The 18,611-nt window shown below is 31.8% G+C and carries 12 protein-coding genes; all 12 read left to right on the forward strand.

Annotated elements, in window-relative coordinates:
- The first annotated feature begins 141 nt into the window (after positions 1–141).
- The 12 genes from Q0776_RS05380 (at position 142) to Q0776_RS05435 (ending at position 18,611) form a co-directional block, all read left to right on the forward strand.
- A complete protein-coding gene (locus Q0776_RS05380) occupies positions 142–2,784 on the forward strand; it encodes a hypothetical protein (RefSeq protein ID WP_298365790.1) in 2,643 nt (880 codons plus the stop codon).
- A 10-nt stretch (positions 2,785–2,794) separates the two neighbouring features.
- Positions 2,795–4,393, forward strand: a complete 1,599-nt coding sequence (locus Q0776_RS05385) for a sulfatase-like hydrolase/transferase (protein ID WP_298365791.1) — start codon at positions 2,795–2,797, stop codon at positions 4,391–4,393.
- Between the two features lie 12 nt (positions 4,394–4,405).
- The gene (locus Q0776_RS05390) at positions 4,406–5,893 is read left to right on the forward strand and encodes an arylsulfatase (RefSeq protein ID WP_298365792.1); all 1,488 of its coding nucleotides are present in this window, start codon (positions 4,406–4,408) and stop codon (positions 5,891–5,893) included.
- A gap of 155 nt (positions 5,894–6,048) precedes the next feature.
- Entirely contained in the window at positions 6,049–7,716 is a 1,668-nt protein-coding gene (locus Q0776_RS05395) for a sulfatase (RefSeq protein WP_298365793.1), read from the forward strand.
- 187 nt (positions 7,717–7,903) lie between these two features.
- Positions 7,904–9,298, forward strand: a complete 1,395-nt coding sequence (locus Q0776_RS05400; protein ID WP_298365794.1) for a sulfatase — start codon at positions 7,904–7,906, stop codon at positions 9,296–9,298.
- Positions 9,299–9,304: 6 nt separating this feature from the next.
- Positions 9,305–11,074, forward strand: coding sequence for a glycoside hydrolase family protein (locus Q0776_RS05405; protein ID WP_298365795.1), 1,770 nt, complete (start codon positions 9,305–9,307; stop codon positions 11,072–11,074).
- A 6-nt stretch (positions 11,075–11,080) separates the two neighbouring features.
- Entirely contained in the window at positions 11,081–11,914 is an 834-nt protein-coding gene (locus tag Q0776_RS05410) for an SGNH/GDSL hydrolase family protein (protein WP_298365796.1), read from the forward strand.
- A gap of 4 nt (positions 11,915–11,918) precedes the next feature.
- A complete protein-coding gene (locus Q0776_RS05415; protein WP_298365797.1) occupies positions 11,919–12,806 on the forward strand; it encodes a sialate O-acetylesterase in 888 nt (295 codons plus the stop codon).
- On the forward strand, positions 12,806–14,311 hold the full coding sequence (locus Q0776_RS05420) for a sulfatase (RefSeq protein WP_298365798.1): 1,506 nt from the start codon (positions 12,806–12,808) through the stop codon (positions 14,309–14,311). The genes Q0776_RS05415 and Q0776_RS05420 overlap by 1 nt, the downstream gene beginning before the upstream one ends.
- A 10-nt stretch (positions 14,312–14,321) precedes the next feature.
- Complete coding sequence (locus Q0776_RS05425; RefSeq protein ID WP_298365799.1) at positions 14,322–15,788, forward strand: alpha-galactosidase; 1,467 nt, start codon at positions 14,322–14,324, stop codon at positions 15,786–15,788.
- Between the two features lie 2 nt (positions 15,789–15,790).
- Positions 15,791–17,131: a hypothetical protein gene (locus tag Q0776_RS05430; RefSeq protein ID WP_298365802.1), complete on the forward strand. Its 1,341-nt coding sequence runs from the start codon at positions 15,791–15,793 to the stop codon at positions 17,129–17,131.
- Between the two features lie 22 nt (positions 17,132–17,153).
- Entirely contained in the window at positions 17,154–18,611 is a 1,458-nt protein-coding gene (locus Q0776_RS05435) for an arylsulfatase (RefSeq protein WP_298365804.1), read from the forward strand.

The raw sequence follows: 18,611 nt of genomic DNA on the forward strand, positions 1-18,611 counted from the left end.
TAAAAACGTGCGTTTTAAAGAATTGTATCTTTCCGTAAATGGAATAAATATACCAGTAGCAACATTTTATGTACGCACACGCATAGCTAATATTTGTAAAAACAGGAATTTTAAATGTGTAAACATGAAATTAAATATAAAATGAAAAACAAATTATTAATTATTACAATAATATTATTTTCAGTTAGCTGTTATTCTCAAAATTTTTCAACAGATGGAAATGGAATTAGAAATAGTATAATCGCTCAAATAAAAGGAGAAAACACACTTTATTTATCAGAATTAGACGGGAGAATTTCGTCGTATACTTTAAATGGTGAAAAGTTGTGGTCTAGGGAAACAGCATCACCCGCCGTGTTGTTTGAAATTAATGCTGTTGATGTTAATAACGATGGTAATGAAGATGTAATCGCTGCAAGTGGAGATGGAAATATTTATTGCTGGGACAGTAAAGGAACTCTACTATGGAAGTTTAATCCAGGACATAAAGTACGTTTTAGTGAAGTTGCAATTGTAAATAATGGTAAAATTCAAATTTTTGCTGGAGGAAACAATTATAAATTGTATGAATTAGATAGTAAAGGAAAACTTGTTTCAACAACTCCTATTGATGGTGTTGTTAGAAAAATTGAAGCAGGAAACTTTCTGGATGCAAACAAGCAATCATTGTTTTTGTATACGTATAATCACGATAAATTTCGTTGGGAATTTATGGGCTTTTTAAATGCTGAAACTAAAGAAGTAATTAAAAGTGTTACTATTAATGATAAAAGATTAGATGAACTTAGAAAAGCAATGGTTACTGATGTTTCAATTGCAGATATAAATGGAGATAATAAAGATGATGTCTTATTTTTTGGGGATATATCTTGGGTACCATTGGTTTTAGCTGTTGATGGAGATTTTAATGTTATTACAAAGTTTAAAGGGTCGAGAAAAGAAGTGCAACGTTATGCACATGCTAAAGGAACATTTTTAGCAAAAAAATACGAAATAATGTTGCAATATGGCGGAATTTTATTTGTGTTAAATTCTAAAGGTGAATTAATAGGTAAGTCAGGAGAAAGATATGGTAAAATGGTTTACAGCGATTTTGTGTTAGAGCCTAAATCCAATCAATTAATTGCTGCAGGGGAAGTTGACGGTGGAAATAGTGTTTATTTTTACAATTTAAATAAAAAAGATTGGTGGAAAAAAGCACAAAAAAGACAAGGTAGAATGCAAGAGGTTGCTGAAAATTTAGATAAATTATATGAGCAAACCTTGAATTTTAAATTACCAAGTTATCAGAAAAAATCTGATAAAGAATGGGTAATGATCACTTCAAAAAAAATTGATAGCAAAGTTGAAAGGTTAAAAGGAGGTGATATAAAATTTGTTATTCAAAAAGCACCAAAAGAAGGAACAGATAGATCGCATTTAGTAGCAAAAATTGGAAAATCTGCATTAAAAAAAGATAAACGAGGAAAATATAAAAGTACTAGAGAGGAAATTGTTCAAATGGCAAGAGATTATGAAGCACAAGGACAGCCTTTTACATTTTGGGCAGGTCACGGAAACGATCCTTTTTATATTCAAATTGAAACCTTAGAAAAAATATTGGAAGTTGCTCCAAAAACTTGTTATGGCTTTGTGTATGCTGAAATGGATAAAGTAGACGATCCAAGAGTTATTCATTTTGTAAAAGAATATATGCCTCGTTTGGCAAAAGCAATTCGTAAAAATAATAGAGCCAAATTATATTTTAGATATAAAAATATGTTTTGGGCAGCAACATCGCATTTACCATTGTGGAAAGAGATGTTTTTTTCTGGGAAATATAACGATATTTTAGCTCCAGCTTCAGAAGATACCAGTAATAGAATTCAAGATTTAAATTTAGCAGGAAGAGTAGGAATGTTTTCTGGTGGTTATGTAAATGATTTTACAATGCGTTTAATAGACGACAATCCTACAAGTTGGAGACCGTTATCTCCAGGAGGGCAAAATTCTATTTCACCGTATTTAAGACAAGGTGTAATTATGGCAGCTTATGGTGCTCGTTATGGAGTTGTTGCAAATAATAATTTTACCGAAAATCCAGGGCTAAATGTACTATTTGCACTTATGAAATCTGGTGTGTTGCCAGTGGTTGAAAAAGAAGATATTCAATCTATTGGTTCGTGGCATTTAATTAAAAATGTTGATGAGCATTTAATTCACTCGGTAGATACGCATCATAATTTGAAACAATACAAACAGGATGATGAAAATGCTGTTTTTTCGGTAGGACAAATGCATTGGGCGGGAACAAATGTACCTGAACACGATTTTTCAAATGCTGCTTTAGGAGTTAAATATCGTTGGTTAAATTATATGCCAGAGATGCCTTATGGAATGGTTCCAGTTGCACCTATTGAGAGTAGTGAGTTTGTTACAAAACAGAACAAACCGTATTTTGTATCAAATGCAAAAGTTGGGTTTGTTAATGGTAAAAAGGTTGAAGCAAATCAGTTTGGTTCAACAATAACAAAAACGGTAAAAGAAGGAGCAGAAAAGTTGCCAATTTTAGTTGAAGGAGCATCTTGGAGTGCTATAATAATTGATAAAAACCATACAAGAATAATTTTGGTTGATCCTGGTTATATAAATCCTGAAAAAAGAGAAGTAGTTGTTAAATTTCAACATAGAAAACCAAAATCTGCTATAGATATTTTAAGTAATGAAGCTGTAGAAATTAAAAGTAATACATCTAAAATTGTGGTACCTGCAGGTTCAATTAGATTTATTGATGTTGTATATTAAATTAAAACAAATGAAAGTATTAAAAACAATAACCTTAAGTCTGTTTTTTGCATTATATTTAGTTGGTTATGCTCAAAAAACTCAACAACCAAACATTATTTTAATTTATGCAGATGATTTGGGACGTGGAATGTTAAGTACTTATGGTCAAGAACATTTTACCACACCTCATATTGATAAGTTAGCTAATGAAGGGATAACTTTTCATAATACCTATGGAAGTCAGTTTTGTGCCCCAGCTCGCGCCAGTTTAATTACAGGAATGCACGATTGCCATACAAAAAACAAAAATTATGTGTTAACGCGTCCGGGATTGTATTTAGAGAGTGCTAAAAATATTGATATAAAAGAGATTTCTAATAAAATACATGCTGTTGCACCTCCAAAAGAAAATGAAGTGTATTTGGGTACGGTAGCAAAAAATGCAGGTTACAACACCGCTGAATTTGGGAAATTAGAATGGGGGTTTGCTTCAACTCCAGAGCGCGTAAAAAGTCACGGTTGGGATTACCATTTTGGATATTATGATCACCGTCGATGTCACGGTTTTTATCCTCCTTTTTTATTCGAAAACGGAAATATTATTGAAATTGAAGGAAATACACACATAAATTGCGCAAAAACTGGAGAAAAAGAAACACCAGATTATTATAAAGAGCGTTGGGATTTTACAGGAAAAAAACAATATTCGGAATATGTAATTGTTGATAAAATGCTTGAATATTTAGATGAGAATAATCCAAATAAAACGGAGAAACCATTTTTTATTTATTTTCCATCTCAATTACCTCACGGTCCAATTCAAGTGCCTGAAATTGACCCTGAATTAATTTCGAATCCTAATTTAACTTCATTAGAAAAAGAATATGCAACTATGGTGAAGATTTTAGACAACAGTGTTGGAAAAATCTATAATAAATTAGAAGAGTTGGATATATTAGACAATACTATAATAATTTTTACTGGAGATAATGGTCACGAAGTTTATGCGGTTGAAGATGGTAGAACTGCTAACAGTAAGAAAAAGTTAGATGGAACTAAATATGACAATATAAATAGTAAATTTTATAGTGAAATAGGAAATGATGTTTTTGACGGAAATGATGGAATGGCAGGATTAAAACGTGATAATTGGGAAGGTGGAGTACGAGTTCCTTTATTTTGGTATTGGAAAGGGAAAATTCAGGCAGGACAAGAATCAAATCAGTTAGTAAATAATTACGATATTTTAAACACAATTGCCGAATTAATTGGAACAGAGCAACAATTAAACAAAGACAGTTATTCTTATGCTCAAACATTATTAACAGGAAAAGGTAAAGAGAAAGAATATACGGTGTTTTCATCAAAATTGGGACCTGCAATAGTTACTAATGAAGGTTGGAAATTACGTTACCAAATGAAAGAAGATATTTTTCAATTATATAATTTAAAAAACGATTATCGCGAAGAAAAAGTATTAAATACTCAATACCCAGAGAAAGTAGAAAATCTAAAATCAATACTTTTAAAAGAATGTGATGGTGATTTTAAAAATGGTGGATATCCAGATTTTGTCGAGCCAGATCCAATACTTCGAGCTAAAAAAAAGAAAAAAATTAAGAATTAAAATGTGTCAAAAATGAAATTAAATATAAAGTTAGTTTTAACAAGTCTATTGCTAATAGTTTTAGTTGCTCCATTTCAAGCTCAAAAATTACCTAATGTTGTGGTTATAATGGCTGATGATATTGGTTTGGGAGATATCAATTTTTATCACAAGCAAAGAACAGGAAATAATGGAGTAGTACCAACACCAAATTTAGATGAATTAGCACAGTCTGGAATGCGATTTTCAGATGCGCATTCACCAGCATCATTATGTGCGCCCACTCGTTTTTCAATGTTAACGGGTAATTATTCATACAGAAATCAACGTCCATATGGTGTTTGGTCGCCAAATGCAGATGCTTTAATTGATTCAAATAACTTTACAACAATTGCTCGCATTGCTAAAAAAGGAGGATATACTACTGCCTTTTTTGGAAAATGGGGAATGGGAGGTTCTTGGAAACCAAAAACAAAAGTAAATTGGGAGAAGGAAAATGCGGGTGCATTAACATATGGTTTTGATTATGCAGTTGAATTACCAGAAGGTATTCAGAATAAGCCTTACGCTTTTTACGAAAATCAAGTTTGGATGAAATTAAAAGAAGATTCGGTTTTAAAAGAATTAGATGCAAATCAAACTGGATATTCAACTTCAAAAAAACATAAAACAAGAGGAGGTATTGGAGATTCAAACTGGGATCCAAAACAAGCAGGTCCAATTTTAGTAGGTAAGGCTGTAGATTATATTAAAAATCAGGCAAAAACAAAAAAGCCTTTTTATATGTATTACTGTAGTCAAGCTGTACATATTCCACACGAACCACCAGCAGAATTCAACGGTAAGAAAATAAAAGGAGCTACACCTGGTAAACATGGTGATATGATTTATGAACTCGATATTCAAGTTGGTTTAATTGTAAAAACTTTAAAGAATGCTGGTTTGTATGATAATACGTTGTTAGTATTTACATCAGATAATGGAGGACTTTCTTTTGATAAGGATATGAAAGCAGCTGGACACGAAACTAGTAATGGATTAAACGGTAGTAAAGGTTCAATTTACGAAGGTGGACATCGAGTTCCTTTCTTTGCTGTTTGGCCGGGTAAAATTAAACAGAATATGGTTTCAAATGTGCCAATTGTTGGGCAAGATATGGTTGCTACAATTGCAGCTTTGTCTAATCAGAAATTAGATAAAACCAAAGTTTTTGATTCAGCTAATTTATTGCCAGTATTTACCGGTAAAACAAATAAACCAGTTCATAAATATTTAATGCATCAATCTAAAGGAGGGCCAACATATGCAATAAGAGATGGAAAATGGAAACTGATAATTAAAGGTGAAAAACCAGGTGTATTAGAAAATTTAAAACCTATAGCATTATTCAATTTAGATGAAAATGTAGTAGAAGATGAGAAAGGAAATTTAATAAATAACCCTAAATATGATGAAAGAATAACGCAAATGTATGAAGCGTATGTTAGTGTGCGCATTAGTAGAAAAACTACTGTTTTTTAAGTTATGGACTGAGACAAACATCATAAAAAATTTAAACAACTTTTATGTTTGTTATTAAGCTTTAATTTGAAGCGTGAATAGTTTAGGGGGAATTGAAAATAAATTAAATGCAAATTTAGTTTACAATAAAATATGAGAATAATAAATAGAATTAAATGAAATATAGTAAAGTAATATGCATTGCTCTTTTAACAGTAATTAGTTTACATGCACAAAAGAAAAAACCGAACATTTTATTTGTAATGTCGGATGATCATACATCACAGGCCATTGGAGCTTATGGCAGTAGGTTGGCAAAATTAAACCCGACTCCAACTATTGATGCTATTGCTGCTGAAGGAGTGGTTATGACAAATGCGTCTTGCCAAAATGCAATTTGTACGCCAAGTAGAGCTTCTATTATGACAGGGCAAAGTAGTGCCGTAAATGGTTGTCCAACGTTGGCAGGTCAACTTCCAAAGGATAAACAATATTTAGCCTTAGAAATGAAAAAAGCAGGCTATCAAACGGCAGTAATTGGGAAATGGCATTTACATGAACTTCCTGAATCGTTTGATTATTACAAAGTGCTGCCAGGACAAGGAGCTTATTTTAATCCTGTGTTTTATGATATTGATGGTAAAGAACGTATTAAATGGAGAAAATATACAATTGAAAAAGGTTCTAGAATGAAAGGACATTCTTCAGATTGTATAGCGGATTCTGCACTTGAATGGTTTCAAGAAAAAAGAAATCCAAACGAGCCTTTCTTTTTGAAGCTTCATTTTAAGGCGCCACACGATTTATTTGATTATGCTCCTCGTTATGAAACTTATTTAGCAGATATTGATATTCCAGAACCTGCAAATATGCGAGATAGAAAAAAGAATGGTTCTATTGCAACAAGAGGTTATAATAATGAATTAGAACAATATATTGGAACTTCAATAGGAAAAAGAAACCCTAGAAGAAACTATACAAATTCTGGAGCTTGGTCTAAAGAGTTAGATTTTACTAAAAGCGATTCCGAAATTCATGGAGATGCTTACCAAGGTTATATGAAAGCTTATTTACGTTGTGTAAAAGGAGTTGATGATAATTTGAAAAGAGTAATTGATTATTTAAAAGAAAATGATCTTTATGATAATACTGTAATTATTTATACTGGTGATCAAGGATTTTATTTAGGAGAACATGATTATATGGATAAAAGGTGGGCTTATGAAGAGTCTATGAAAATGCCATTTATTGTTCGTTATCCAAAAACTATTAAACCGGGTGAAATTGATGCAATAGTTGAAAATATAGATTATGCACCTACAATGCTAGATTTTGCTGGAGTTGCAACACCTAAATATATGCATGGTAAAAGTTTTAAGTCAATTTTAGAAACAGGAAAAGAATCTGAAAATTCAAAAAAAGCAGCTTATTACCATTATTGGATGCATATGGCCAGTCATGACAATCCAGGGCATATTGCCATTAGAACTAAACAATATAAGCTAATTCAGTTCTATGGTACTAAAATGAACGAAGACAAACCACAAACACCTCCAGGTTGGGAATTTTATGATTTAAAAAATGACCCTTCTGAAGATAATAATATATATGATAATCCGGCTTACAAGACTGTAATTTCAGATTTAAAACAGCAGTTGAAACAACTTAGAAAAGAGTATGGAGAGGACAACCCTAAATTTCCCTTTAATAAGGTAATTGATGAATATTGGGATTATGATGATGCTGCAAAACAAAAAGCTATAAAAATATCACATGAATATTTAAAAACAGTGCAGTCTAATATATATGTGAATAATCCAGAAAAAAAGAATAGAAAACATTAATTAAATATTGAGTTTTTATTTTGATTGATTGTGAAGAGGCCTTGTTTGTAAATAGATAAGGCCTCCTCTTTTATGTCTTTCAGAGTAAATCAGTTTAATATACACATAGCTACAATTCATTTACCAATTCATACACGTTTTTATGTTGATTGTAGATATTTGTTAGGTAAACTAAAAATAGTTAAAAATGATTAAAAGTATTATAACAGCATTAGTATTGTTAAATGGAATATTTATGTATGCTCAGGAGCAACCAAATGTTTTGTTAATTATGGTTGATGATATGAATGATTGGGTTGGTGCATTTGGTGGACATCCGCAAGCAATTACTCCAAACATGGATAAATTGGCTCAAAAAAGTACGGTATTTAAAAATGCGTATTGTTCAGCAGCGTTATGTAATCCTTCTAGAACAAGTATGCTAACTGGTTATCAGCCTTTTAAAACAGGAGTTTATGGTAATAAAGAAGTTTTTAGAGAAATGAAAGGCTTTGAAAATACAGTTACATTACCTCAGTACTTTGCACAAAACGGTTATAAAACAGCTGCTTCGGGAAAAATATTTCATAGTCCAAGAGGTACAGCAAAAGAGCCAAAAGAAGGAAGTGATCCAGGATCTTTTCAAATAGAAAATAAAGTAGGATTAGGAACTCCATATCCAGAAAAAAGATTTACGCACGGAATAGATTTTAAAAGAGCCGGAGTAAAAGGGAGTAAAACAAGGTCGTTTGATTGGGGAGCAGTTGATATTGCTGATGAAAAAACAAACGATTGGAAAACGGCAGATTATACTGTGAAATTTCTTGAAAAAGAACACGATAAACCATTCTTTTTAGCCTGCGGAATTTTTAGACCACATTTACCTTTATATGCTCCTAAAAAATATTTCGATTTATTTAATGAGGAAGAAATTCAGCTTCCAAAAGTGTTGGAAAACGATTTAAAAGATGTTGGAAGAGTTGGAAAAAATTGGGCAGGAGAAAGATTACATGCTGAAATTTTAAGAAACAATAAATGGAAATCAGCCGTAAAAGGTTATTTGGCGAGTTTGGCTTTTGCAGATGCTTGTGTTGGTCATGTATTAGATAATTTAGAAAAAAGCAATTACAAAGAAAATACAATTGTTGTTTTAATGGGAGATCACGGTTGGCATTTGGGCGAAAAAGAACATTGGTCTAAGCAAACATTATGGGAAGAATCTGCAAAAACACCATTAATTATTTTCGATCCAAGAAATGGTAAAAGTGGAGTAAGTTTAAGAACAATTTCATTAATAGATGTGTACCCAACATTAATTGATTTATGCGATTTACCAAAGAAAAATGATTTAGATGGAAACAGTTTTGAACATTTAGTTGAAAACCCAAAAGGTAAGTGGAATCATTCAGCGTTAACAACAAAAGGCTTAGGAAATCATACATTAAGAGACGAAAACTATAGATACATTGTTTATACCGATGGTTTTGAGGAATTATACAATGAAAAAAAGGATCCAATGGAATGGAATAATATAGCCAAGGACCCAAAAAATAAAGAGATTCTAAAAAAGTTTAGAAAAGAATTGAAAGAACTAGTTAATTAAATTCAAATGAAAAAAATAAGTTGTTTTTTATTGTTATTTAGTTTCGTTGTTCTACAAGTTTTTGCTCAAGAAAAAGGAGAGGTTAAAAACAAAGCTGAAGAGGTTAATTCTATCCATGTTTTTAAAGGAGAAGTTCAAAAGAGGGAAAAGAAAAAGAAGCCTATGGTTGTGAATCGTGAACGACCGGCCGAATGGAATAATTTAGTGTTTGGAGGACGTTTTATGGATTTGTTTTTGCCTATGCCAGATTTAGGAGGTTTGACTTCCAATACTTGGGGTTCTTCAGGTGTTGTTCCAAGAGATTTGAATAATGGAATTGAAGATCCAAATTGGTCCTTCTGGGGAGGAAACACAAGATTATTAGAAGACGGGAACTACCATTTATTTGTTGCTCGTTGGCCTGAAAGTGCAGAAGGTGGTCATATGGCTTGGCCTTTATCTGAAGTTGTTCATGCGGTTTCAAAAAATCCATTTGGACCTTTTAAAGTTAAAGGTGAAAAAATTGGAGAGGGACATAATCCGGAATGGTTTGTTACTAAAGAAGGGAAATACTTAATTTACGTAATTAATTGCGATTACATAGCTGATAATATTAACGGACCATGGAAAAAAATTAAACATAAGTATAATAGCCGCGATCGAGTTCAAAAAAAAGTAGCGCATCATTATTTGCATAACAATACGTTTGCACAACGTGAAGATGGTTCTTTTATGATGGTTAACAGGCACGGACAAGTTTGGTTTAGTGAAAATGGAGAAAGTGAATGGGGAAGGATTACACAAGGGAAAATTTATCCACCAGTTGAAGGGAAATACGAAGATCCTGTAATTTGGAGAGACAATGTTCAATATCATTTACTTATAAACGATTGGTTAGGAAGAATTGCTTGGCATTTACGCTCAAAAAATGGAGTGAAATGGAAAGTTGATGCTGGAGAAGCATATGTTCCTGGCATAACATACCATAAAAATGGAGTTAAAGAAGATTGGCATAAGTATGAACGTCCGAAGGTAGTTCAAGATAAATATGGAAGAGCTTTTGCAATAAATTTAGCTGTGTTAGATACCTTGAAATATGAAGATCTAGCGAATGATAATCATAGTTCTAAATTAATTACAGTTCCGTTGGTGAAAAACAAACTGATAAAAGTTTTAAACAATAAAGCACCCTCTAAATCAACCAAAAATATTGAAGTTGTGATTCAATCAGAAGAAGATTTTAATCCGTTAACAGACATAGATTTTTCTACATTAAGATTTGGAGCACCAGAGGAAGTTGATTTTGGGAGAGGTTGTAAGTTTATTAGTTCTAAAAAGTTAGGAAGCAATTTAATGCTAACTTTTAATGTTGAAGGAAATGGATTTGATAACAACAATTTCACAGGGAAATTATTAGGTAAAACAGCAAAAGGAGAATTGTTAATAGCATACAGTAGATTGCCTTGGGTTAATTATTCAGAGCCTATTTTATCAACTTTATTGCCAACATTCGAAAAAACTTCTGAAGGAGCTATAATTAATGTTGAGGTTGAAAACTTTGGAGAATATGCTTCAAAAAAATCACTTTTAAAGGTTGTGGTTAGTTTAAACAAAACTGAAGTTTTGAATTTAGAGGGAGAAATCAAACCGTTGAAGCCATTTGAAAAAACAATTGTTCAATTTAAAACAAATGATAGTGTAAAGCAGAATACAAAGTATAATGTTAAGACAATTATTATTTCAAAAGGAATTGACCCTGTTGAATTTGAAGTTGAAAAAATATTGATTAAAGAATAGTGTTTTATGATTAAAAAAATAGTTTTCGTTCTATCCATTGTAGTACTTGTTGCATTTACAACAGGTAGCGATAATGAAAAAAAAGTTAAAATTTTATTAGTTGGTGATAGCACTACAATTGGTGGTATGCCAAGGGAAGTTAATCCCGAAGGTCCTCATTTAGAACAAATGATTGAGCAATTGGCAATTATTGAAGGATTACCGGCAATGGAAGTTGTAAATGCAGGTAAAGGAGGCGAAACCGCCAAACGTTTATTAGGTAGTAAACATTATAATGAAAAAATAAAGCCTGTTGAAAATGTAGATTATATTTTTTTAAGAATGGGAATTAATGATTGGTTTAAATGTAAAGATTTAAAAAAGGAATTTCCCATTCAAATGAAAGCTTTAATTGCTCAACTAAAAAAAGATCATCCAAAAGCGGTTGTTTATTTGTGTACAATTACAAGTTTTATGAAACCAGAAGAATGTAAACAAGTAAATGATTTAATTAATGAAATTGGTAAGAAAGAACAGTTAAAAGTATTAGATATTTTTACACCTTATAATCAATATTTAATTGAAAACGGAAGAAACAGTTTAAATGTTCGCCAGTGTTATTTAAATGATATTCCAAAAAAGTATCATCAATGGTTAAAGCCATATACTTATTATAGAAAAGGTTGGGGAAACAAACCATCTGGAAATGTAATAAAGGTGAATGATATGTCCTTAGACCCTATCTTTGGAAATATTGTTAAGCAGTGGTACTACGATCGTCATCCTAATTCAACGGGTTATAATTTAATTGCGAATGAAACTGTAAAGTTTTTAGCTGAGGAATTATCAATTCAAAATTAATTGTATGAAGAATTTAATTAATCTTGTTTTTTTTCTGCTTCTTTTCAATATTACAAGTTGCGCTCAAAAAAAGGACGTACATATTATTTTGTTAGCAGGGCAAAGTAATATGGCTGGTCACGGAGATTACGAAATCTTAGATGCATCTTTAAAAAAACGATTAGAAAAAGTTGCTGATAGAGTTTTGTTAAGCACTTCCGATAATCCAAAAATAGCACCTAGACCATTATCATATTATACAACTGAAATTGAAAAATATGATTTCAATAAACATTTTGGGCCTGAATTATTTATTGGTCTAACATTAGCTGAAGCAAATCCAAAGCAAGAATATTTATTGATAAAAAAGGCAGTTGGAGGAACTTCATTGTATGGAGCGTGGAGCACAGATTGGTCTGCCGAAAAAAATGAATTAGCAGAACGAGGTGTTCGTAAAAAACTAAAATTATATAAAGCGCATCTTCAAAATATTAATGCCAATTTAACACGGTTAAAAAAGGAAGGTAAAACTTATAAAATAATTGGTTTAGCTTGGATGCAAGGCGAAAGCGATACCAACAAAGAAATTACAGCTTCAAGCTACCAAAAAAATCTTCAGCAATTAATAAATGGGTATAGAAAACAGTTAAAAATTGAAAGTTTACCATTTGTTATAGGTCAAGTAAATCCGTTACCAAGAAAGTTTAAAAAAGGACCTGGTTTGGTAAGAAATGGAATGGAAGAAGTAGCAAGGTTGGATAACAAGATTGAAATTGTAAAAACCGAACTTTCTTTAACTAAAAAATGGAATGATTTTCCTAAGCATTCCGATAATTTACATTACAACACAGAAGGACAAAAACGATTAGGAACAGCTTTTGCAAATAAACTAATAGCACTAAATAAAAAATAATGAAGAAATTAATTCTTTTAGCAATGCTAACACTTGGAATATTTCAAGTTTCAGCACAAAAACAACCAAATGTAGTTTTTATAGCAATTGATGATATAAATGATTGGGTTGGACCTTTAGATGGAAACAAACAAGCTATTACTCCCAATATGGATAAGTTTACCAATGAAGGAGCAATGGTGTTTAAAAATGCAGTTTGTGCAGCACCTATTTGTGGACCATCACGTTCTGCAATTCTTTCTGGTTTTATGCCAAATAGAAGCGGTGTTTACGGAAATGCTCAAAATATGATTTATTCCGAATTGGTTAAAAAGAATGCAACGCTTCCAGAATACTTTTCAAAAAACGGTTACCATACAATGGCTAACGGGAAAATTTTTCATAAACACGGAGCTGAATTTGGAACCGATTTTGGTCATTGGGCTTGGGATGAATTTGCACGTGCTCGTAGATATGAAAAAGATCCTGTGAACAAAAAAAAGTACACAGCTTCAAAAGCAGGAATTATTAATGGAGTTAAAAAATCAGAATTTATAGGGAAGAAAAGTAAATTAAGTTGGGGGCCAACTACCGATTCTTTTGAAGAAACTGTAGATTATAAAGTTGCCGATTGGGCAACAAAACAATTACAAAAAGATTTTGAAAAGCCATTTTTTATGGGAGTTGGTTTTATAAAACCACACTTACCTTGGGTTGTTCCTCAAGAATTTTTTGATATGTACGATGTTGATAAAATTGAAGCTCCAATTATTCCTGAAAATGATTTGGATGATATTTTAAAACCAAATGGACAAAAGGCATTTCAACCTTCAGGTGAATATAAGTGGATTAAAAAACATGGTTTAGAAAAAGAAGCAACAAGAGCCTATTTGGCAAATATTTCATATGTAGATGCTTGTTTAGGTGTTGTAATGGATGCATTAGAAAAAAGCGGACATGCAGACAATACCATTGTTGTTATTTGGGGAGATCACGGTTGGCATTTGGGTGAAAAACAACGATATCTTAAAAATACAACTTGGTTAGAAGCTGTTAAAACGCCGTTGTTTGTACGACTTCCTGGTATGAAAAAAGCTGAGGTTGTTGATCAAAATGTTAGTTTAATAGATTTATATCCAACATTGGTTTCATTATGTGGATTGCCAGAAAAAAATAACTTAGACGGACACGATTTTTCTAAAATATTGAAAAAATCAAATTCAAAATGGGAGCATCCAGGAGTTACCATCACAGCTAGTGGAACTTCAGTATTAAAAGGAAAATGGCATTATTTGTTAGATTTGAATGGTACAGAACAATTGTACAATATTGAAAAAGACCCAATGGAGTGGGAAAATTTAATTTCAAATTCTAAATACAGACCTATTTTAGATGAATTAAAAAAATCAGTACCTAAAAAGCGTCAAACTCCAAGTAAAATTCATTTCGATAAAATGAAAAACTATGTTGATGTTGATGCAGATCCTTCAATTAAAAAAACAAGAAACTTAGATAAATTAAACTAACAACATAATTATGAGTAATAGAAGAAGTTTTATAAAAAAAGCAGGATTAGGAATTGCGGGTGTTGGATTAATAGGTTGTGGAAATCCACAAATAAATGTTGAAAAATCTGAAGATGGTTATACTTCTGGTGCTGTAGTAAAAGGAGGGAGAACTATTGAAAAGGTTACATTAAAAGTAACAACTCCATTGTTTTTGCCTTATCACAGTTTATCAACTGCAGCAGAAAAAGGTGGCGGAGCACATTATTATAAAAGTGAATCGTTTGAGCATAATCCATTTACAATACCAGCTTCAGGAATGTCGGGTTCTCCGGTAATTGTTGATGCTAAAGGTAAGTTTGTAGGGTTTATGACTTCTTTTGGGTTTGAAAATTCAACCTTTAGTTTTGATGGTGTTGAAACATTAACAATTTCTGTTCCTCAAGGTCAAGAATTATTTATTGATGAAAATGAAAACGGAGACGAAGCTTGGATGCAATACAATTCAATAATGATGCAACGTTTAAATTTTAAACCGTACACTTCAACTCCAAAATTTTGGGGAGATGTTGAATATTGTACTTGGGTTGAGCAAAAAATACAATCTAAAGTTAGAGGAGGACATTTTCATTTATTAACTCATGATTTTGTTAAGACTTATTTAGATAAAATTATTGATTACGGTTATCCGAAAGGGAAAATGACATTAGATCACGGATGGGGACAATTTCCTGATGGTAGTTTAAACTCAGGGTTTGGAACTTGGCATGCAGATCCTAAAAAGTTTCCGGATTTTAGAAAAACAATGGATATGATTCAAGATAAAGGATTTACTCCTGGTTTATGGATTGCATTTCCTAAAATTCACCATGCAAGTTCAATTGCTCAAAAATATCCTGATATGTTAGGTGATTGGAGAGTAAATAAAAAGATAGATGAAGAAAAAGACGAACGTTGGTTAAATCCAAAAGCAGATATTTTTGAGTATGCTTCAGAAGTAATTCATAGATTTTACTCAATTGGTGTAAGAAAATTCAAAATAGACATGTCATACAATACTAAATCTGATATGTTGCACATTCATAAAGAGTTATACCGAGCAGCTAAATTGATGGATCAAACAATTGAAATGGAGTTTCATGTACCTGATATTTTCTTTACAAAATATACCGATGTAACTAGAACAAATGATGTTTGGTTAAATGATAAATATGATTGGCCAGCACGTGTAAAAACTCATTATGAAGTTGCTTTTAGATCTTCACCTGGTAGAGCAATTAATTTAGATCATATTGGAGGGAATGATACTTCTGAAAAGGCATTAACTGAAAAGAATTATTTAAAACATTTAGAGATGTATAAGGGTAAAACAGGTTATCCTTTGGTTTCTGTGTTGCCACATCATATAAGTCAAAAATGTGTTGATGAAACTGGAGATTACTTGTGGGATTACTCAAAAGGAGAACGAAAAATAATTTCAGAATTTTATAAAAAATAATTATGAAAAATTTAAAGAAACAGCTATTAAGTTTAGTGTGTTTACTTGGTTTATTTTCAACAATAAATGCACAGTATACCGAAGTAATAAATTCAAAAGGGTTAACTAAAAACCTGAAGAAAGATTATGGTTTGGTTGATGATAACGCCAAAACAAATCAGAGTGAAAAGATTCAAAAAGCAATAGATGAAGTTTCTGAAGCAGGCGGAGGTCAAATTATACTTCCTAAAGGAACTTATAAATTTGGAGGCGTATATTTTAAATCGAATGTACATTTATTGGTAGAAGCAAATACAGTAATAAAACCTCATTGGCCAAAAGGAGAAAAAGCGGTGGTTTTTATTATGGATGTTGAACCTCTAAAAGGTAAAAACAAAAGCAACGCAAATGATAGAGATTTTATAGAAAACGTGAGTATAAGAGGAATTGAAGGAAGCTATATTATAGATTACTCTGATAGAATTCCTATGAAAGGCGAAGGATGTAGAGGTATTTTAACTAAAATGGTGAAAAACTTCTTGATTGCAGATTTAGATGTAAAAGATAATTTCACAACCTATTGTGGAATTACTTTAACTCCAACACGTTCAAAAACTAAAGACGTAGGTAATTGGGAAGTTTCAAGATCTACAAACGGAACAATTAAAAATTGTAGAATTTTTAATGGAAGTCCAGGATATGGATTGGTGCAATTGCACGGAGCTCAAAATGTGTATTTCGAGAATTTATATGCAAATGGAGGAGTAACTTTAAGATTGGAAACTGGTGCAGTTGGCGAACACACGGGTGTTTTTAATATTACCGCCAAAAACATAGTTAATGAAAACGGAAGATGTGCGGTTATGTTAGGCCCTCATAGTGCTCAAAATGGTGTGGTGAAAATTGATGGTGTAAAATCTATAGGTAGTACGTTTGCTGTTCAAATAGGTATGGGTGGCGTTAAAAAGAAAGAATTACAAAGAAATCCAGATGCTAAACCAGGTAGTTTTGCTAAAGGGACTTCAATAAAAAATATTCATGCAATTTTTGGTATGAAAGCTCAAGTTAAAAAACATGCTTTATTAGCGGTTCCTGAAGCATATTATGCTGATTTAAAATTATGGAATGATAATAAGTTTTTTGATGGTCCTTCAATTGCTCCAGTAGTAAACGAACTAAATGGAGAGTATTCAGTAGTCATAGAAAATGTTACTTCAGAAGGATTTAAATATTATGGAGGTAAAAAGATAGTTTCTAAAAAGGATTTTAGAAAAGGAAAATGGCCAGTTGAATTTCAAAAGTGGAAGAAGAGTCAAGAATCAAAAAATTGGAGAGTAAACAAAGGTCCAGTAGTTAAAGAATAATTTAGAAGTAAAATTGAATAATATGCATTTCAGAAATCAAGCTCAAATAGTTTTAATTGTTTTAATAGCTGTATTAGCTTCTTGTAATTCAACAAAAAATAGCAAAAAAGAAATAGTTCAAAAACCAAATATCATTTACATTTTAGCTGATGATTTAGGCTATGGAGATTTAAGTTGTTATGGACAAGTAAATTTTCAAACACCAAATATTGATAAGTTGGCTGATAACGGTATGAAATTTACACAACATTACAGTGGTTCTACTGTTTGTGCACCATCTCGCTCATCACTAATGACAGGGCAACATACTGGGCACACACCAATTAGAGGAAATAAAGAGTTGAAAAATAGAGAAGGGCAAACACCAATGCCTGCTAGTTCTTATACCATTGCTGAAATGTTAAAAGAAGCAGGTTATACAACAGGTGCTTTTGGAAAATGGGGATTAGGTTTTATAGGTTCTGAAGGCGATGCTATAAATCAAGGTTTTGACGAGTTTTATGGCTACAATTGCCAAAGAATGGCACATAGATATTATCCACCTTACTTATGGAAAAATGATGAAAAAGTTATTTTAGAAGGAAACGATTGGACAAACACAGTAACCTATGCTCCAGATAAAATTCAAGATGCAACGTTAGAATTTATTGAAGAAAATAAAGACAAACCGTTTTTTGCTTATGTGCCAATTGTTTTACCACACGCAGAATTAATATCTCCACAAGATTCAATTTTAAAAAAGTATCAAGGTAAATTTAAAGAGATTCCATACACACAACCTTATGCTTCAGATTATGGTCCAGATATTGAAAAAAATAAGTATTGTACACAAAAAGAACCAAAAGCAGTTTTTGCTTCTATGATTGATAGAACCGATGTATACGTTGGTCAAATTATGGATAAAGTGAAAGAATTAGGTATTGAAGATAATACAATTATAATTTTTACAAGTGATAATGGTCCACACGCTGCAGGTGGGGCAAATCCGGAATATTTTAATAGTGCTGGTGGTTTAAAAGGAATGAAAAGAGATTTATATGAAGGTGGAGTTAGAGCTCCTTTTATTGTTTCTTGGCCAAATAAAGTAAAAGCGGGTACAGTTTCAAATCACGTTTCAGCATTTTGGGATATGATGCCAACTTTTGCTGAAATAGTAGGTGTAGAAAAGCCTTCAACTACCGATGGAATTTCATTGTTGTCAAGTTTATTGCAAAAACCAAATCAGAAACAACACGATTATTTGTATTGGGAGTTTAACCATAAAGGTGGAAAACAAGCAGTAAGAAAAGGAGATTGGAAAGGAGTTATTTATAACGTACTTAAAGATAAAAAAGCGAGAATTGAATTGTACAATTTAGCTGAAGATCCTTCAGAAAGTAATAATATAGCTGATAAACATCCAGAAATTGTAGCTGAAATTGCTCAAATTATGAAAACAGCTCACGTAGAATCTGAATTGTTTCCTTTCAAACAAAAGTAA

The organism is uncultured Lutibacter sp. (assembly GCF_947495725.1).
Lineage (GTDB): Bacteria > Bacteroidota > Bacteroidia > Flavobacteriales > Flavobacteriaceae > Lutibacter.